This window comes from Acidobacteriota bacterium, assembly GCA_040752915.1.
Classification (GTDB): Bacteria; Acidobacteriota; UBA4820; order UBA4820; family DSQY01; genus JBFLVU01.
This window is the reverse complement of record JBFMHB010000015.1, coordinates 31384-48767: the sequence shown is the minus strand read 5'-3', so window position 1 is coordinate 48767 and position 17384 is coordinate 31384. Positions and strand designations below refer to the sequence as shown.

Annotated in this window: 16 protein-coding genes; 6 read left to right on the top strand and 10 right to left on the bottom strand. The window is 66.1% G+C overall.

Going from position 1 to position 17384, the window contains the following annotated elements:
- Positions 1-177: 177 nt before the first annotated feature.
- Positions 178-1644, top strand: a complete 1467-nt coding sequence (locus tag AB1824_04670; protein MEW5764250.1) for a PKD domain-containing protein — start codon at positions 178-180, stop codon at positions 1642-1644.
- A 9-nt stretch (positions 1645-1653) separates the two neighbouring features.
- Here the strand turns inward: AB1824_04670 and AB1824_04665 are convergent, their stop codons facing one another.
- The 3 genes from AB1824_04665 to AB1824_04655 are packed head-to-tail and all read right to left on the bottom strand — an operon-like array spanning position 1654 to position 4328.
- Positions 1654-2640 carry a HEAT repeat domain-containing protein gene (locus tag AB1824_04665; GenBank protein MEW5764249.1) on the bottom strand — a complete coding sequence of 329 codons (987 nt, stop codon included), beginning with the start codon at positions 2638-2640 and terminating at the stop codon, positions 1654-1656.
- Positions 2640-3869, bottom strand: a complete 1230-nt coding sequence (locus AB1824_04660; GenBank protein MEW5764248.1) for a pyridoxal phosphate-dependent aminotransferase — start codon at positions 3867-3869, stop codon at positions 2640-2642. The genes AB1824_04665 and AB1824_04660 overlap by 1 nt, the downstream gene beginning before the upstream one ends.
- Positions 3870-3911: 42 nt before the next feature.
- The gene (locus AB1824_04655) at positions 3912-4328 is read right to left on the bottom strand and encodes an OsmC family protein (GenBank protein ID MEW5764247.1); all 417 of its coding nucleotides are present in this window, start codon (positions 4326-4328) and stop codon (positions 3912-3914) included.
- Between the two features lie 121 nt (positions 4329-4449).
- Between AB1824_04655 and AB1824_04650 the strand changes: the two genes are divergently transcribed.
- A complete protein-coding gene (locus AB1824_04650; GenBank protein MEW5764246.1) occupies positions 4450-5220 on the top strand; it encodes a UDP-2,3-diacylglucosamine diphosphatase in 771 nt (256 codons plus the stop codon).
- Between the two features lie 17 nt (positions 5221-5237).
- Here AB1824_04650 and AB1824_04645 read toward each other — a convergent pair whose 3' ends face one another.
- Positions 5238-6647: a hypothetical protein gene (locus AB1824_04645; GenBank protein ID MEW5764245.1), complete on the bottom strand. Its 1410-nt coding sequence runs from the start codon at positions 6645-6647 to the stop codon at positions 5238-5240.
- 119 nt (positions 6648-6766) lie between these two features.
- Between AB1824_04645 and AB1824_04640 the strand changes: the two genes are divergently transcribed.
- The 4 genes from AB1824_04640 (at position 6767) to AB1824_04625 (ending at position 12020) form a co-directional block, all read left to right on the top strand.
- Positions 6767-7711, top strand: a complete 945-nt coding sequence (locus tag AB1824_04640; protein ID MEW5764244.1) for a serine/threonine-protein kinase — start codon at positions 6767-6769, stop codon at positions 7709-7711.
- Positions 7712-7815: 104 nt separating this feature from the next.
- Positions 7816-8655, top strand: a complete 840-nt coding sequence (locus AB1824_04635) for a YihY/virulence factor BrkB family protein (GenBank protein MEW5764243.1) — start codon at positions 7816-7818, stop codon at positions 8653-8655.
- A 24-nt stretch (positions 8656-8679) separates the two neighbouring features.
- The gene (locus tag AB1824_04630; GenBank protein ID MEW5764242.1) at positions 8680-10272 is read left to right on the top strand and encodes an HD domain-containing phosphohydrolase; all 1593 of its coding nucleotides are present in this window, start codon (positions 8680-8682) and stop codon (positions 10270-10272) included.
- Complete coding sequence (locus AB1824_04625; GenBank protein ID MEW5764241.1) at positions 10269-12020, top strand: sensor domain-containing diguanylate cyclase; 1752 nt, start codon at positions 10269-10271, stop codon at positions 12018-12020. The genes AB1824_04630 and AB1824_04625 overlap by 4 nt, the downstream gene beginning before the upstream one ends.
- A gap of 25 nt (positions 12021-12045) precedes the next feature.
- On the opposite strand, the gene AB1824_04620 is transcribed toward AB1824_04625, so the two are convergent.
- The 6 genes from AB1824_04620 to AB1824_04595 all read right to left on the bottom strand — a co-directional run bounded on the left by AB1824_04620 (position 12046) and on the right by AB1824_04595 (position 17384).
- Positions 12046-12444, bottom strand: a complete 399-nt coding sequence (locus AB1824_04620; GenBank protein MEW5764240.1) for a hypothetical protein — start codon at positions 12442-12444, stop codon at positions 12046-12048.
- A gap of 3 nt (positions 12445-12447) precedes the next feature.
- The gene (gene trmB, locus AB1824_04615; protein ID MEW5764239.1) at positions 12448-13122 is read right to left on the bottom strand and encodes a tRNA (guanosine(46)-N7)-methyltransferase TrmB; all 675 of its coding nucleotides are present in this window, start codon (positions 13120-13122) and stop codon (positions 12448-12450) included.
- Positions 13123-13257: 135 nt separating this feature from the next.
- On the bottom strand, positions 13258-14556 hold the full coding sequence (locus AB1824_04610; GenBank protein ID MEW5764238.1) for a UDP-glucose/GDP-mannose dehydrogenase family protein: 1299 nt from the start codon (positions 14554-14556) through the stop codon (positions 13258-13260).
- Complete coding sequence (locus AB1824_04605; GenBank protein MEW5764237.1) at positions 14553-15503, bottom strand: NAD-dependent epimerase/dehydratase family protein; 951 nt, start codon at positions 15501-15503, stop codon at positions 14553-14555. The genes AB1824_04610 and AB1824_04605 overlap by 4 nt, the downstream gene beginning before the upstream one ends.
- Entirely contained in the window at positions 15500-16648 is a 1149-nt protein-coding gene (locus AB1824_04600; protein ID MEW5764236.1) for an MlaD family protein, read from the bottom strand. The genes AB1824_04605 and AB1824_04600 overlap by 4 nt, the downstream gene beginning before the upstream one ends.
- Entirely contained in the window at positions 16632-17384 is a 753-nt protein-coding gene (locus tag AB1824_04595) for an ABC transporter ATP-binding protein (protein MEW5764235.1), read from the bottom strand. Before AB1824_04595 ends, AB1824_04600 begins: the two co-directional genes overlap by 17 nt.

The window sequence follows — 17384 nt, the reverse complement described above, 5'->3', positions numbered from 1 at the left end:
GTCAGCCTCATCCTGGAGCACCCCTCCTTGCGGGGGCGGCGCCCCTCCACTTGTTTACTTCCTTTCGGCAAGATTCTTAGGTGAGGCAACGAATCCATTTCGGAAAGAAATTAGCTGAGGCAAGTCGGGGGATTCCCCTGGCGGGGGGGGCCGCTATAATGTCGGCAGGAGGTTCCCATGAAACCCTCCCCGCGAGGCATCGTCTGGATCGGTCTTGTCATGCTCCTGTCCGCCATGCCGGGCCCGAACGCCGAGGCGGCGACCTATCACGGCGGCCGGTCCGGAGGGGGCGGAATATTGTACGGAGGCGATTCCGTGACCTTTGAGGCCGGGGCGAACCCCGCTCCCGACGGTCTCTGGATCAAGGTGGTGGCCGGTCAAGGCGCCGCGATCATGACGGACGGCGCCGGCCATGTCTCCGGCGCGGACTTTTACCTGAGCGCGGGCCATCTCCTCCTGTTCACGACCCAGCCGCCCTTCACCCTCTATTTCCAGGGAGCCGCCCTGCAGGTTGCCTTCGGCGGCACGGTGCTCAACCGGCCCCCCTCGGCGGTCTGCGGTACCGGCGGGAACGGCCCAGTCATGCTGCGCACCAACAAGCTTCTGAACGTCCACGCCGAAACCCGCGGAGGCCCGGACCCCAGGGTGGACGTGACGGCCTTCCTCTCCACCACGCCCGTCCGAAGCGGCGACCTCGACTTCTACGTGGCCAGCGACGCACAGGCGCTGGGCAACGCCTCCGTGGACACCTGCGCCGATCCGAACTGCTGCAGCCCCGTGAATCCGTCCTTCCCCATCAAGAACCTTTCCCAGGGGGCCTTCACGCTCTTTCAGGTCTCCACGGGGGGGGACTTCGCCATCGACTGGGACGCCCAGGTTCCCCCGGTCCTGACCTGCGCCGCCACCGCGTCCCACTCGAGCGGGACCGCGCCCCTTGCCGTCGCCTTCACGGCGGAAGCCTCGGGCGGATCCCCTGGGTACGCCTGGAACTGGTCCTTCGGAGACGGAGCGCGGTCGACCCTCCGAAACCCGACCCACACCTACAAGAGCGGCGGGAACTTCACCTGGCGGCTGACGGTCACCGATGCCGCGGGAATCACCTGTGCCAAGACCGGACAGGTGAGGGTCACCGCCGCCCTGAGCGTAACGGCCTCCCCCAATCCCCGCCAGGGCCCCGAACCCCTGACGGTTCAGTTCGCCTCCACGCCCAAGGGAGGGACGGCCCCCTACGTCTTCTCCTGGGACTTCGGCGACGGGTCCACTTCAACCCTCGAAGACCCGGTCCACACCTTCGTTCAGAGCGGCGCCTTCGACTGCCTGGTGACGGTGACCGACGCCCAGGCCCGCACGGCGATCGCCTCCGCCCCGGTCTACGTCGGCGTTCCCATACCCCCTGTCATTGAATCCGCCAAGATCCTCACGAATCCGTTCAGGCTACGGCTTGCCGGCAGGGACTTCCAAACGGGCGCCTCGGTCCTCCTCGACGGTGTCCCCTCACCGGGAACGAACTTCAAGAGCGCCGAGAAATTGATCTTGACGGGAGGGAAGGACCTCAAGGCCCTACTGCCCAAGGGACGGTCCGTCTCCATTCTGGTAGTGAACCCGGACGGAGGGACTTCCGAGCCCTTCGCCTTTACCCGGTGAGGAGGCCGCTCAGCCTCCAAGGGCCAGACGTTCCCTGATTTTCTGGAGGGCCTCGGAGGCCGCCTCCCGGACCTCCTCGTCCCCGTCGCCCAGGGCCTCTTCGAGGGCGTGCAGAGCCTCCGGGTCGCCCACCTCCCCCAGGGCAAAGGCCGAGTCACCTCGGATCCTGGCCTCCGTCGACCTGAGGCCCTCCAACAACGGAGGAACCGACTCCCCGGCGAGGGCCCGGTCGCGGCTCGCCAGTTCCGAGAGGAGGAGAGTGGCCGCCAGCCGCACGCCCAGATCGGGAGCGCGGGAGGCGAGCCACCCGGCGTCCCTTGGCGAGAGAATCCCGGCCGCCAAGAGCAGCCCCGCCTCCTCCCTTTTCTTGCGGCGGAGCAGATGGGCCAGGGTGTGGCGCCCCCCATTTCCCTCCGCTGCGGCTCGTATGGCCGCCAGCGCTTCCTCCTCCTTCAAGCTACCGAAGAGGCGCGTCTCGCCGGATCCGATGACCGTCCAGGGGACCGCGGACAGAGCAGGCGGCAAGGCTTCTTCCGGAACCGCTTCCGCATCCACGAGGTGAAGAGAGAGACGCGGGTCCGCCGCGGCCAGGGAACAGGCGAGCGCCATCACGCCTGCGCTCGCACTGCACCATCGCGCCCCATAGACCGTCACGGCGGGCAACTCGACCAGGTTTTCAAGGGCCGAAAGGGTGTCCGGACCCACGGGGCGCGACCCCCGCGCCAGGCTTTCCAGCAGCCCGAGAAATGGGGCCTCGGCGTTCTGATCCGGGATCATGTCCCAAACGATGGCGCCCGCCGAAGGCCTTACCACGCTCAGATTGAAACGGCAAGGCGGATCGCAGGGCTCTTCATGGATCTGGAGCCCGGGAATCGCCCATTCGGCCCGGCGCCGCACGACCGCCCATGCGGCGCCTTCTGGCCCTCCGCGCGGCACCTGCGCGGATACCCGGATGGGCGCCCCGGGAGGCCCGGGCCAACCCAATCCGCGCGCCATCAGGCCCCCGCGGCGGAGGCCTCGCCGTTTCCCTTCATCGTCCGGAACCGCTCCATCCCTTCCACGAGGATGCGGGCCGCGCGCTCCAACTTGGCCGCTTCGAGCACGTAGGCCACCCGGATCTCGTTTTGCCCGAGTCCGGGGGTGGCGTAGAACCCGTCGCCGGGCGCCACCATAACAGTTTCCCCGTCGATCTGCCAGTCCGAGAGAAGCCACCGCGCGAAGTGGTCCGTGTCGTTCAGGGGCAGTTTCACGATCATGTAAAAGGCCCCCTGCGGCTTCCGGAGGATGACGTCCGGGTGCATCGTCAGGCCCTTGAGAAGCACGTCCCTGCGGGTTTGGTATTCGGCCCGGATGGGGTCGAAATAGGACGGGTTCATGCGATACGCGGCGATGGAGCCCACCTGCTCGATAGTGGGAGGGCAGAGCCGGGCCTGCCCGAACTTGAGGGCCGATTCCATGATCTTCCGGTTGCGGCTGATGAGCGCCCCCACCCGGGCGCCGCAGGCCGAAAAGCGCTTGGACACCGAATCGATCACGATGACTCGCTCTCTCACGGAGGGCAGTTCGAGAAGGCTGTGATGGACCGCCCCCTCGTAGGTGAACTCCTTGTACACTTCGTCCCCGATGAGGAACAGGTCGTGGCGTACGGCGACCTCGGCCAGGATCTCCAGCTCCTCGCGGGTGAGTATCGTCCCCGTCGGATTGTTGGGCGAGCAGACGAGGATGGCCCGGGTTCGGGGGGTGATGGCGCGTTCTATGATCTCCCGCGGCGGGAGCCGGAAACCATCCTCCGCCCGCGCCGTAACCGGCACGAGCCGGATCCCGGCCATGGCGGCGAAACCGTTGTAGTTGGTATAGAAGGGTTGGGGCAGGATAACCTCATCGCCGAAGTCTCCCACCAGGTTCAGGGCGAACAGGGCCGCCTCGCTTCCCCCGGTGGTGATCATGACGTCCCTGGCCTCGAGTTCGATGGAAAACCGTCGGAAGTAGTCGGCGATGGCCTGACGCAGTTCCGGAAGCCCGTCGCTGGGCCCGTAACTCAGCACCTTCTCTCGGTTGCGAAAGTCCGCCACCGCTTCCAAATAGGCTTCCGGGGTGGCGATGTCGGGCTGGCCGATGTTGAGGTGATGGATCCTCACGCCTCGCCGCTTAGCCTCGAGCATGAGCGGGGCGAGCTTTCGGATGGGAGATTCCTGGACGGTCAGCGCGCGCCTGGACAGGTTCATGAACACCTCCCGCCCCCTGCCGATCGGCGGGGGCGCCCGGGATCAGGTCTCCTCGATGACCTCCACCTCGTAGGTGTACTCGGCCGTTTTCCGCAGCATGGCCCCGATGGAGCAGTATTCTTCGTCCGACAGTTCGACGGCGGCCTTGACGCGGGCGGGGTTGAGGTTCTTCCCTCTGACCGTGTACTTGGCGTGGACTTTCACGTAGACCCTCGGGTTCTCGGCCGCCCGCTCGCCGGAGATTTCCATCTCGATTCCGCGGACGTCCTGCCGCATCTTCTGGAGAATGGACACGAGGTCGATTCCAGAGCACCCACCGAGCCCCATGAGGACGTATTCGATGGGTGACGGCGCGGCTCCGTCCCCACCGTTGAAGGTGCTGTCCATCATGATCCAGTGGTTCGACTCGGACCGCGCCGCAAAGGCGCTCTTTTCGACCCAGGTCACTTTCACCGGCATGCTCCCCTCCTCCGGAAGGAGCCATTATTGGACGGCGTTACCCACTTGGCAACCCCGGAAGGAGTCGCCCTGCGTGCGGCAGGTGCTATCATCGCTCCGGGATCCCTCAGGAGCGCCATCCATGCGGACGATCGTTCTGGGCGACGTGCATCTGGGCTCCAAGCTCTGCCGCTGCGGCTGTCTTCTCCGCGTTCTCGCATCGGCCCGGTGGGACCGGCTGGTTCTCAACGGGGACATCTTCGACGACCTCAACTTCCGGAGGCTCAACAGGAACCACTGGAAAATCCTGGAACTCCTCCGCGACCTGGGAAAGGACCGGGAGGTCGTCTGGATCCGGGGAAACCACGACGGGTCGGCTGGGCTTCTGGGGCACCTGCTCGGGGTCCGGGTTTACGAGGAGTTCCTCTTCGATTACAAAGGGGGAAAGGTGTACGTCGTCCACGGGGATCAATTCGATACCTTCCAGAAATCCGCGCGGAAGGTCCGGAGCCTTCGCGACCTCTTCTACGGGTTCGCCATCTGGTTCGACGTGCCTCGGAAGACCGCGATCCAGTGGGTCCAGCGCTCGAGCTACGTCTTCGAACGGGCGGCCCGGAGGGTCAAGGAGGCCGCCGTGGCCCGGGGGATCGAGCTGGGTGCTTCCTTTGTGGTCGCGGGACACACCCACCGAAGAGAGGTGGAACGGACAGAGGGCGTCCTCTTCCTGAATCCGTCCTCCTGGCTCACCTCTACTCCCGCCTATGCGCTCTTCGACGAAGACGAGCCGGCGCCACGCCTCATCACGGTTCGAGCCGTGCGGCCCTCCCTTTTGAAGCGCGCCCTTGCCCGGACTTCCCTCTCCAAACGGCGCGTCCCGGACCGAGGGCCCGGGACGTGCGAAGGTCTCGATTAACCCCTCCAGCGGATTCCTCAGGGGAGGAGGGGCTCCACGACGAGGGTCTTGGGGGAGTAGGTCAGGCGCGCCCTGTCCACCTTGAGGGTCAGCTGGTTGCCCCGGATCTCCAACGATCCTTCCAGGACCTGCCCCGCCGACAGCGAAAGAGGCTGGCCGTCGAGGGTCATGTAGGGGACCTCGCCGGCGGCGAACCCCGCCGTCATGCCCTTTCGGGTCTCGATCAGGATGGGGCGGGAGGAGGCGAACTCGAAGTGTCCCTCTCCCACCAGGCTGTAATACTTTTCGCGGATCTCCCGCGTGCGGTCCAACTTCAGGATCCCGTTCGGCGCGTATCGGTTGCTCCATCGGACCTGGGGATTCGCGAGGGCCGCCTCGAGGTTGATCCGCACCACGAGCCCATCCGCCTGAGTGACGGCCCGCTCCCTGGCCTCGCGCTCGGCCTGGGACCGCGCCAACGCCTCCCCCTCCTCCCGGCGGAGGTCGGCGAGGTTCGCAAAGCCCAAGTCGGCGGGCGTCGCCGCAGCGGAGACCATGGCCAGGGTCGGGCGCAGGGATTCGCGGGAGGTCTTTTCGAATTCCGCCTTCCAGTTCACCCCGATCCGGTCGAGGATCAGAGCCAGAGCGCAACCCGTCGCGGCGAAGCGGGCACCCGTGATTCCGGCTCCCTCCCGGCCTCCGTCCCCGAGCCGCCTGCCCAGGTCCGCGGCCGCCCCGGCCGCGTCCGTCCGGCTCCTGGCCACATAGCCCGCATAGGCGGCGAGGCCCTCGTCCGCCTCGGTGCGCCACTCGTAGGCGCGGGCGGCTTCGGAAAGGACCGACTGGCGGCGCTCGCGCAGGGAGAGAAAGGCGGCCACCAGCCCGGGAAGGTCGATCTTTTGAGCGCCGAGCGCCCGCAGCAGAATGGCGCCCTCGGCCCTGGACAGGGCGTTGAATTCGGCGTCGTACAGAGGGAACTCCGTTTCGGGTATGCCCACGGGCTGGGGGAAGCCCCGGTAGGCCTCGAAGACCTGGAACGCCCGGGAGTATAAAAACTCCGTCGCGGCCGGTCCTGGCGCCGGGGGGAGGCGGTCGGCGGAGACCCATTGGCCCAGGCGGCCCGCCACCGGACCCGTGCCCTCCCTCGGAGGCTCACCCGAGGGGATGGGACCGAATCCCACGCCAGGAGCCGACGGGTCCGCCGGCTGGAATTCCTGCGGCAGGGGATCCACGTGGAACAGAAGCGCCGACTTGGAAGCGGGGTCAAAGACGAGTATGCAGACCTGCGTGAAAGAGAATCCGGGCCAGATAGCCGAATCCCCCGCGGCTCCGGCGCCCGCATCCCGCACCTGCGGAATGGCCCTGACCAGAGGAGGAGGAACCTGCGCGTGGGCGCCGAGTAAAACGCTGAGGAGGAGAACCGCGGCGGCGGTACGGACGATTGGCATGCACACCTCCGGAAGCCGAAAGAAGAGATTTTGAACCGGACGCCACCCTCGTGCAAGTCCCCCGCCCCCCTGGTCCGCCGTGCGGGCCGGCGTAGTATACTGGCTTCAGCGGGGAGGGCATGTTCCTAAAAGACCAGCGCGTGGGGAAGTACCGGGTAGAAAAGCCCCTGGGAAACGGGGGCTTCGGCGCCGTTTACCTGGCCGAAGACACGGTCATCGGAAAAATGGTCGCCCTCAAGATCCCCCACCGGCAGAACCTGGCCGAGGAGGAGATCGCCGCCGAGGCGCGCCTCATGGCGCCCTTGAGTCATCCCCACATTGTCTCCGTCCTGACGGCGGACCGCGACCCGGAAACCAGCGTCTTTTACATCGTGATGGAGTACGTGGAGGGCGAATCCCTCGCCGAGAAGCTGACCCGCGAGGCCCGCATCGAGGAGCCCCAGGCCCTCACCTGGGCCATCCAGATCACGGATGCCGTCCGCTACGCCCACTCGAGGAACCTCCTCCACCGAGACCTGCGTCCCTCCAACGTTCTCCTCACCCGGGACGGCACGGCCAAGGTGGTGGACTTCTCCATCTCCCGCCTGTTGGAGCGGGATCCCTACGCGTCCACCCGAATCGGGTCTCCGCCGTACATGGCGCCCGAGCACTTCCAGGGACGCGCCACCTTTGCCTCCGACGTCTACTCCATCGGGGTCATGCTCTACGAGATGGTCACCGGCGTCCTGCCCTTTTTCGATATCAACCCGGCGAAGATCGAGGAACTCGTGGCCGCGGGTCGGTTCACGCCGCCTAATCTCAAGAACCGCCAGGTCAGCAAGGCCTTTTCCGATGTCGTGGCGCGGGCCATGGCCAGGGACCTCTCCCAGAGGTACCGTTCCGCGGACGACCTCCTGACGGATCTCAAGCACCTTCGCCTGTCTCCCCGAAAAGAGAGAGAGCTGAAGGAGATCCGCGAGCGGATCGCGGCCCGCGATGCGCCCCGCGAGGCTTTTTGCTTTCACTGCCGGCGGCCCCTCCCCCGCAGGGCCGTCCAGTGCCCCTTTTGCGGTCAGAGGCAGTGAGGCATACCTGGAAGGGCCTTTTACAAAGACTGCACGAACGACGGGCTCAAACCTGGGGAGCCCTTCGATCCGCCGCGGCGGGCTCCGTCGCCCTCGCCGGATTCGTGGCGCGGAAAGCCCGGGAGGACCAGGTCCTGTCGCGCAGCGCGGCGCTTTCCTTCTTCACGCTCATTAGCCTCTTCCCGGTCGCCGGCCTGTTTCTGTACATCGCGAGCCGCACCTCCCTCCTTTCGGGGGAACTGGACCGGATGGAGAGAGTCCTCGTGGAGCAGCTGGTCACGCCCTCTGCCCAGGGCGTGGCCCTCGAAATCGTCTCGTCCTTGAGGGCCAACCTCGGCGCGCTGGGCAGCGGGGCTTCGGGAATCGTGGCCCTTGCCCTGCTCCTCCTGGCGGGGACCTCGCTGATGGCAACCGTCCAGAGAAACCTGAGGTTCATTCTGCACGCGCCGAGCCGGTCCCGCGCCTCCCTCGTCAAGATACTCCTCCTCTGGATCGGGCTCCTCGTACTCTCCGCCGCCGCCGGACTGTCCTTCTCCCTTTTCGGCCGCCTCGGAGATCCCCTTTCGGGTTTCACGCGCCTCGCCCTGCCCTACCTCGTCACGGTGTCGGGCCTCTTCTTCCTCTACGCCGTACTTCCACGGGCCCCCGTGGGCGGGATACCCGCCCTCGTGGCCTCGGCCATCGCCGGTCTTCTGTGGGAGGCGGCGAAGGTGGGACTCAGCCTCTACGCCATCCACGTCTTCAAGGGCTCGGTGGTGGGGCGGCTTTACGGATCCCTGGCGTTCGTCCCCATCGGCCTTCTATGGATCTACTACACCTGGTGCATCGTCCTGCTGGGGGCCGAACTGGCCTACGGGCTGGACCACCGCCTCCCCGCGCCGGGCCTCGACGGGGGAGGAGGAGCGCCCGCCCGTGGCGCGGGATCGCCGCGAGCCGTACAATAGCGGAACCGTTGGCGGAGGTCGCCGTTGGCGAAGACCTGGGGGGCCGAATTCCAGATGATCTCCGAGGCCGTCCGCGAGATTCGCAGACGCCCGCCGCTCCCCCAGGCATCGGCCGAGTCCCTGGACGAGCACGCCCGGATCATCGCCCACCTTCAGAATATCCTGGGCCTCGTCGCCACCCTGCCGGCCTCCCAGCGCCCCCCCGCGGACCAGTGGGACGAGGTGCTGGGGCCCCTCTGGAGGCTTCTCTTCGCGAAGGGGGCCGACATCGACCGTTACAGCCTCGCCAAACAGTGGCGCCCCGTCCTGTTCGAGGCGGGCGAGACGGATCGGTACCTGCGGTCCACAACCGCCGTGGCCGCTTCGGCCCGCAATTTCTACCATTTCGACGAGGCCCTGGAGTACTGCCGGGAGGGCCGCGCCGCGGCCCGCGGACGCCCCTCCGCCGCCCTCGCGAACCTCATCAACACCGAGGGGATCATCCACACCTGCGCGGGCGATTTCGACTCCGCCCAGGCTTCGTTCCTCGATGCCGAAGCCATGGCCCAGACCCTTCCGGAGGAGGAACTCCAGAAGTGGGCCGGGCTGGGGCGATCCGACTTTCTCGGCCAGGAGCGCCTCAATCGGATCGATGTCCTGCTCCGAAGGGGGTTCGCATCGGAGGGCCGGGAAAAGGCCTCCGTCGTCGCCGCCGCCCGCTCCGCCCTGGAGGAAATGGAGACCTATCCCCTGGACCTCGGTTTCCGGCAGCTTTACCTCCAGGACACGGCGGAGCTGGCGATCCTCGAGGACAGGTTCGCGCAGGCCCGCGAGATCTTGACCCAGCTCTACTTCGATCCTCAGGCCTCGGGTCCCTACCGCTTTTCTCTTCAGGCCTCCCAAAGCCGGCTCATGTCCGTCGCGTTCAGCCGGGAGGGGGATTGGGATGGGGCGTACCACTGGATCCGCAAGGCCGTGCGCGAAAGCGTCGGCCAGTGTTACCCCGCGGAGGAGCAGTTCGTCCTGGAGCAGGCCCTCCTTGTCCTCCGCGGCCTCCACGGCGCGGGCGCCTCCACGCGGGAGGACCTGATCCGCGATCTCGTTCGGCTTCTCGAGGAGAAGGACTGGTACACGGGGAGGTCCCACGCGAGGGGCGTGAGCCTCCTCGCGGGGAGATTGGCCGAGCGGCTCTGCAACGGGGGAGGGTGGAGCGTCCCGATGGACGTACTTCAGGAGGCCGGTCTTCTCCACGACATCGGGAAGCTGCGGATTCCCTGGTCCCTCCTGAACAAGATCGCCCCCCTCACGCCAAAGGAAATGGACATTCTTCGAGAACATGCCCGCCACGGGGGAGACCTCTTGCGGGCCATCGGAATGCCTGACGTGGCCGAGGTCGTGGAACAGCATCACGAGGCCATGGACGGGTCGGGATACCCAGAGGGCCGGCCTCCCTCGGACATGGCCGCCGTCATCGCGGTCTGCGACGCCTACGAGGCCTCCGTGACCCCCAACCGCCGCTACAAGGAGCCCAAGGCAAAGGTCACCGCCCTGGCGGAACTGGTCAGCGGCGCCGGAAGGATCTATCATCGGGACGTAGTTGACGCGTTGATCCAGGTCGTGCAGGCGGACTCCCGATGACCGAGAGATTGGTCTCCGCGTGGAAGGAATTCACCCAGGCGTCCCAGGGGCCGCCCGGCGTCCGCCGGCTGTATTTTCTGTACGGGTGGGCCGCCCTGCTCCTCTCCGGGGCCATCGCCGTTCACGAGGCCTCCACCCTGCCTTGGGGCCCGCTCCTGCTTCTCGGAGCCCTCGCCGGGGGTGCGAGCACGCTGGGCCTGCGGATCTTCGAGAACTACACCCTTTCCCTCGAGCTTTCGATCTACCTGTACGCCCTCTTGTGCTACGGCTTCCCCACCGCGCTTCTGAGCATCCTCATCGCCTCGTGCATCCTGATCGTGCACGCCATGGCTTCGTCCGAGGAGCCCGTGAGACTGGACGTGGCCTTTCGGAAGTGGACGAACACGTTCGTGCTCGGCCTATCCCTCTGGGGCGCCGGCATCGCCATGGACGCGTTCGTCGGAGCGGACGGGTTTTTTGCGGCCACCTGGCGGAACCAGATGCTGGGCCTGTGCGCCTTCTGGCTGGCCTTCACCTTTCTCAACAATCTCCTGTTTCTCCCCATGGATTTCGCCCGTGCGGGCCTCCGAAGCCTCCGTCAGCTCCCCAGGGAGGCGTTCCTGGACGGGGCCATCCACGCCATTTCGGTCCTTTCCGGGGCCGGATTCGCCCTCCTCTCCCAGGCCGACGCCTCCGAGGTGGTTCTCCTCTTGCTCCCCGTGCTCGTGGTTCTGGTCGTCGTGCTCAACAGGCTCTCGGTCCAGACCAAGAACCTGCTGACCCAGTTCGATCTCGTCCGCAGGCTCAACACGTACACCGCCGATCTCCACACGACCCTGAACCTCCCGCAGGTGATGGAGGTGGTCAAGCGCGTGTGTCTGGAGCTGTTCGGCGCGGACACTTTTTTTCTGGCGCTTCTGGACGAACGGAGCGGGCGCGTCCAGTTCGCGCGAGCCGTGGACCACGGGCGCGAGTTGTCCCTGGGCGACGCGGACCTGGATCGAGGGCTGACCGGCCGCGTCATCCAGACCGCCGAACCCCTATTCATCGATGACCTTCTCGGCGAGAAGCAGTGGATGCGCATCACCCACAGGGAAGGTTCCCAAACCCAGCGGATTCGAAGCGTGTTCATGGCGCCCCTGCTGGACAACGCCCGGTGCATCGGCGTTTTCTCGGTTCAGCGCGACGCTCCGCGCGTGTACAAGCCCTTTCACCGGGAGCTGTTCCTGGCCTTTGTCCAGCAATTGTCCGCCGCCGTCGTAGGAGCCAGACTGTACAAGAGGGCCACCCAGGATGGCCTGACCCGCCTCTTCAACAAGAGCTTTTTCGAGGAGAGCCTCGCCGCGTGCCTGGCCAGGCGGGAGCCGTTCGGGCTCCTGTTTCTGGACTGCGACGATTTCAAGTCCGTCAACGACCGGTACGGCCACATCACGGGGGACCGGTACCTCCAGGTCTTGGGCACGAATATCCAGCACCAGTGCCGAGCCGGTGACATCCCGTGCCGCTACGGCGGAGACGAGTTCGCGATCCTCCTCAAGGGCGCGGACCGCGCCGTGACCCGCTCCGTGGCGGAGCGGATCCTGGAGGCCGTGGACCGCCTGGTTCTCTTCGAATCGGGGAGTCAGATCCGCACGTCCGTCAGCATCGGGGCTCTATGGTCTTCCGGGGAGACCGAGGGCGTCCACGTGGAGGACGTGATCCGGAAGATCGACGCCTGCCTCTACCGGGCCAAGATCCGGCGCCATACCGTCGAGGACACGGCGCTCTGATCCACCCTTTCCCGGGGCAAGGAGGCTAGATCGTTCCGCCTTCCTCCGAGTGCTCCGCGTAGAAGGCCCCCCGGACCCGGAAGGCCTCCACGGTGGTGGACTGGACGTCCAGACCCCTCCGCTCCAGCCAGGCCGCCACCGTCGCGAGAAGAAGCTTGACGCCTGGGGACCGAAGGGTCGGACACGCTGTGTCCAACTTCAGGATCCACCCGTCGTCGGCGACGGCGAGGAGGTACCCGACGGTCTGGGTCAGGCGACCCTCCGCCACCACGTACCGAAGGAGGAGACTCCTTTCCCCACCTCCCAGAAACGCCTCCACAAACTTGACGTGGAGGTCCTCTTCGGGAACGGAAAAACACAGGGAGGGCGGGCTCTTCCAAACGTCAGGCAGCCGGATTTCCCCAACGAACTTGGCGTGGGGCATGGATCACCTTCTCCCATAAACAAAATAGTGCAACGGGCGGCCCTCTCGAATCCACTTCTCTTCATAGCGGGTTCGCAGGGGATAGGGCGAGACATCCATCCAGCGCACTTCCGGATGGGTAGAGGCCAGGAGGGGGACTTTGGCAAGATCCCCGAGCGCCTGCTCCGCGTAGGCGGCGTCGTCGGTGGCAAGGCAAAGACGTCCACCCGGCCGGAGTTTACGGGCCGCAAGCCCCAGGAACTCTTCCGTGAACAAGCGCCTCGAAGCGTGGCGGGCCTTGGGCCACGGGTCGGAAAAGTTGAGCGTCACCCCATCCAGGCTTCCGTCGGCGAAGCAGATCCCAACGACCACGTGGGCATCGCCCACGGCGGACACGACGTTTTCCAGACCCATTCGGAGGACGTTTTTCACCAGGTTCCTGTGGCCCTCCGCGAAACGCTCCACTCCCACGAACCGGCGATCCGGGTGGAGTCTTGCCATGCCAAGCAGGAACTCCCCTCCCCCGAACCCCACGTCCAGGTGCATGGCCCCCCCGGGCAGGAGTTCATCCCATGCGACGGGGTGATCCACCTCCTTCCACCAATCCCCCAAAAGAAGCCGCGCCGGATCGATGCGCTTCCACAGGGGGCTAGGGATCCTCCAGAGTTCCGAGGAGCCTCGCGTGATCTTCCCGCTCAAGGGTCTACCCCGCACCGGCGGGGGGAGCGACCGACGACCTTCCCCGAAGGCGACGCGGACCCCGGGCGCCGCTCCCGGCGGAACGCCACGGGCAGCCGGCCGTGGAGGTCACACCCGGACCGGCGGGAGACCGGCTCAGGGGCGGCCCACGGAGACGTAGGTGAACCCGGCTTCACGAATTTCCCTTGGATCGTAGAGGTTCCGCAGGTCCACGATGAGCGGCGTTTTCAGACTCGCCTTTAACCGTTGCAGATCGAGCCTCTTGAATTCGTTCCACTCGGTGGCGACCACGACGCCGTCCGATCCTGCGGCGGCGTCGTAGGGGTCCTTGGCGAAAGCCAGCGCCGGAAGGACGGCGGCGGCGTTCTCGGCGGCCGCCGGATCAAAGGCTCGAACGACGGCCCCGGCATCGAGCAGGGCCCCGGCGATCTTCATGGCGGGAGATTCGCGGATGTCGTCGGTGTCGCTCTTGAACGCGAGGCCGAGGAGCGCCACGCGCGCCCCCGCTATGATGCCGAAAGCCTTTTGAATCTTGTTCAGGGCGCGCTGGATCTGGTCCTCGTTGGCGGCCACGGCCGCATCCACGACCCGCAGTCCCACCTTTCTCGCCCGGGCCACGTCGAGAAGCGCCCTCGTGTCTTTCGGGAAGCAGGAGCCGCCGTAGCCGGGCCCCGGGTGGAGAAAGCGCGGACCGATGCGGGAATCCATCCCCATTCCCCGGGCCACGTCCATCACGTCGGCCCCCACCTCCTCGCAGAGCCGCGAGACCTCGTTGATGAAGGAGATTTTCACGGCCAGGAAAGCGTTGCTGGCATACTTGATGAGTTCGGCCGTGACCCGGTTCGTCGTGAGCATCTGGATGCTCTGGTCCGTCTGGGGCTTGTACAGCCGGCGCATGATTTCGAGCGCCTTGGGATCGTCGCATCCCACGACGATGCGCTCGGGCCTCATGAAGTCGGCCACCGCGGAGCCCTCCCGGAGGAACTCGGGGTTCGAGACCACCGAGAAGCTGTCCCTCGGGTGGCGCTCCGCCATCAGCGCTTCGATCTTCGCGCCCGTGCCCACGGGAACGGTGCTCTTTGTGACAATGACCTGGTAGCGCCGGTGGCCCTCCGAAATGGTCTGTACGGCGCCGAAGACATACCGCATGTCGGCGCTCCCGTCCGGCAGCGGCGGCGTGCCCACGGCGAGGAACACAACTTCCGCGTCGGGAATCGCCGCGGCCACATCCTCCGTGAAGCGGAGGCGGCCCGCCTGGACGTTGCGCGAGACCACTTCCTCCAGACCCGGCTCATAGATGGGGATCAGTCCCTGGCGGAGCTTCTGGATCTTCCCGGCGTCGAGGTCGGCGCAGGTCACGTCCAATCCGAAGTGGGCCAGGCAAGCGCCCGTCACGAGCCCCACGTAGCCCGTACCGATGACCGTTACATTCATGGCAATGGCTCCTCGCGGTACCAGCGGATGAAGCGGCGGAGCCCCTCTTCGACGGGGACCTCCGCCTTGAAGTCCAAGAGCCGCCCGGCCTTGGACGTGTCGGCATAGGTGCGCACCACGTCTCCAGGCGGCAGGGGTTTTTCGACGATGCGGGCCGTCTCTCCCGTACCGTCCTCGATCAGTTCAATCAGGCGGGAAAGAGACGTCGTCTGGGCACCCCCGATGTTGATGATCTCATACCCTTCGACCCGCTCGACCGCTCTGACCACCGCGGCCACGATGTCGTCGACGTAAGTATAGTCCCTCTCCGTGGAGCCGTCCCCGAAACGCTCGATGGCCTCCCCGCGGGTGACGGCCCTCACGAACTTGTGGATGGCCATGTCGGGCCGCTGGCGCGGGCCGTACACGGTGAAGAACCTGAGGACGTAGACGTGGAGGGCGTGCAGGTGGTGGTAGGCGTAGGCCAGGACTTCGCAGGCCTTCTTCGATGCGGAGTAGGGCGAGATGGGCCAGTCGGCCCGAGCGTCCTCCCGGAAAGGGATCGGGCTTCGGTTGCCGTACACGCTCGAGGTGGAGGCGAAAACGAGGCGGTCCAGCCCCGTTTCCCGCATGGCCTCCAGGATGTTGCCCGTGGCCACGAGGTTGTTCTCGAGGTAGGCCTGTGGTTCCAGGATCGACCGCCGCACCCCCCCCCTTCCGGCGAGGTGAACCACGCGGTCCCAGCCCTGGGCCATGAGGGCCCGGACGGCGGGGGCGTCCTTCAGGTCCAGTTCGACGAAGCGGAAGCCCGGCTGGAGGAGGCTCCCCTTCAGGTTTCTCTCCTTGACGGCCCTGTCGTAATACGGGTCAAAATTGTCCACGCCCGTAACCGCATGGCCGGCCGCGAGAAGGGCCTCGGAGAGGTGGGAGCCGATGAACCCAGCGGCGCCCGTGACCAGAACGTTCATGGCTTCTTGCCCTCGGCCCGTTTCTTCTCCAGGTCCTTGACTCCCTGCTCCCCCGTCTTCCTCAAATACCAGCTCACGAGCGTGCTCCTCTTCATGCCCTCCGCGAGAACGACCATGGAATCGTAGACCTGGCGGTCGTTGATGAGCGCCCCCAGGGTGCCCTCCCCCCGGTCCACCTTCTTGAGGATGGAATCCACGGACCGACTGATGGAAAGCAGGTTCTCGGCAAGCTCCCTCCCGTACGCTTCGTCCAGGAGGATCTTGTTCCCCACGGTGCCGGGCGTCTCCACGGCGGCCGCGATCCGTGCGAGCGTGGAGGAGGCGGCTGCGAGATCCGCCACCATCCGCTCGCCGTCCCCGCTCCCGCCCAAGAGCGCGCCCGCCGCCCCCTTCCCGTCCTGAATGCCCTTCAGAATCTCGTTGGTTCGGCGTACCGCTTGCGCCATGTCCTCGGAGACCTGCTTTCCGTAGGCTTCGTCGGCTAGGATTTTGCCGGCGAGGTTCTCTCCCCGGGCCAGGTCTCCCGACACCCTTTCCAGGTTCCGGCTCATGTCCACGAGGTTCTGGACGAGTTTCTCCCCCACCTCCTTGTCGTTCAGAAGCCGAGGGAGAGCCCCCTCCCCCATCACCAGAAGGCCCACCAATTGATTGACGTTCTTGGAAAGCTCCAGGGTGTTCTCCATCAGGTCCTGGGCGTCCCGGCCCAGCGTCGCCAGATTGATCTGGCGGTTCGCGGCGATTTGCTGGCCTGGAAGGATGATGGGCTCGTTTTCGTTGTGGGAAGGCGTTTCCAGCGCCAGGTATTTGTCTCCCAACAGGCCGAGGGTCTTGATGGAGGCCCTCGTTCCGGTGCGGATCCGAGGCATGAGGGCGGCCGTGACCTTGTACCGGACCTCCACCTGCTGGACGTCCGGATCGGCCGTGAAGCGGATCCCCGTGATGAAGCCCACCTCTACCCCCTGGTACCAAACGCCGTTCCCTTCCTTCAAGCCCGCCGCGTCCGGGAAGATGCTGTAGTACTCGACCTTTCGCTCGAACAGCCTGTTCTTGCTCGTGATGCCCACGATCCCCACGGCCGCCACCAGCAAGCCGAGGGCCACCAGCAGGCCGATTCGGACGGCGCGCCACTCAGGTTTCGGATTCATCGGGGCTCCTCCCCTCGATAAAGCCCGTTAGGACAGGGTGTCCGAAGGACTTGGCGTCCTCGGGACGTCCCACGTAGGCCATGACGCCCTCGTAGAGGAAGGCCACGCGGTCGGCCACCTTGAACATGCTCGCGATATCGTGGGTGACGATCACGGAGGTGACGCCGAGGACCTCCTGCATCCTCCGGATCAACTTGTTGATGGTGTCGGCGGTGATGGGATCCAGGCCCGAGGTGGGTTCGTCGTAGAGGATGCAGGCCGGCTCTGTGACGATGGACCTCGCCAGCGCGACGCGCTTGCGCATCCCGCCCGACAGGTCCGACGGGAACACGTCCTCCACCCGCGAAAGCCCGACGAGGCCGAGCTTTTCCGATACCCTCCTGCGGACCTCGCCTTCGTCGTAAATCCGCGCTTCCCGAAGCGGGAAGGCGACGTTGTCGAAGACGTTCATGGAATCGAACAGGGCTCCCCACTGGAACATGTAGGACACCTTCCGGCGCACGCTCATCCACTCGGATTCGCTCAAGTCCGTGACGTCCTCCCCCTCCACGAACACGCGGCCCGAATCCGCTGGAAGCAGACCGATGGCGATCTTCAGCAGGACCGACTTGCCGGTTCCGCTGCCTCCCAGGATCACCAGGGATTCCCCTTTCCCCACGGTCAGGTCCAGGCCGCGGAGAACCCGGTTCTCTCCGAAGGCCTTCTCCACGTTCCTGAACTCCAGGAAGGGTTCCAT

Bases quoted from the DNA above. Each gene is read 5' to 3' on its own strand.
- AB1824_04670 (MEW5764250.1), top strand. From the start codon at position 178: ATGAAACCCTCCCCGCGAGGCATCGTCTGGATCGGTCTTGTCATGCTC.
- AB1824_04665 (MEW5764249.1), bottom strand. From the start codon at position 2,640: ATGGCGCGCGGATTGGGTTGGCCCGGGCCTCCCGGGGCGCCCATCCGG.
- AB1824_04660 (MEW5764248.1), bottom strand. From the start codon at position 3,869: ATGAACCTGTCCAGGCGCGCGCTGACCGTCCAGGAATCTCCCATCCGA.
- AB1824_04655 (MEW5764247.1), bottom strand. From the start codon at position 4,328: ATGCCGGTGAAAGTGACCTGGGTCGAAAAGAGCGCCTTTGCGGCGCGG.
- AB1824_04650 (MEW5764246.1), top strand. From the start codon at position 4,450: ATGCGGACGATCGTTCTGGGCGACGTGCATCTGGGCTCCAAGCTCTGC.
- AB1824_04645 (MEW5764245.1), bottom strand. From the start codon at position 6,647: ATGCCAATCGTCCGTACCGCCGCCGCGGTTCTCCTCCTCAGCGTTTTA.
- AB1824_04640 (MEW5764244.1), top strand. From the start codon at position 6,767: ATGTTCCTAAAAGACCAGCGCGTGGGGAAGTACCGGGTAGAAAAGCCC.
- AB1824_04625 (MEW5764241.1), top strand. From the start codon at position 10,269: ATGACCGAGAGATTGGTCTCCGCGTGGAAGGAATTCACCCAGGCGTCC.
- AB1824_04620 (MEW5764240.1), bottom strand. From the start codon at position 12,444: ATGCCCCACGCCAAGTTCGTTGGGGAAATCCGGCTGCCTGACGTTTGG.
- AB1824_04610 (MEW5764238.1), bottom strand. From the start codon at position 14,556: ATGAATGTAACGGTCATCGGTACGGGCTACGTGGGGCTCGTGACGGGC.
- AB1824_04605 (MEW5764237.1), bottom strand. From the start codon at position 15,503: ATGAACGTTCTGGTCACGGGCGCCGCTGGGTTCATCGGCTCCCACCTC.
- AB1824_04600 (MEW5764236.1), bottom strand. From the start codon at position 16,648: ATGAATCCGAAACCTGAGTGGCGCGCCGTCCGAATCGGCCTGCTGGTG.
- AB1824_04595 (MEW5764235.1), bottom strand. From the start codon at position 17,384: ATGGAACCCTTCCTGGAGTTCAGGAACGTGGAGAAGGCCTTCGGAGAG.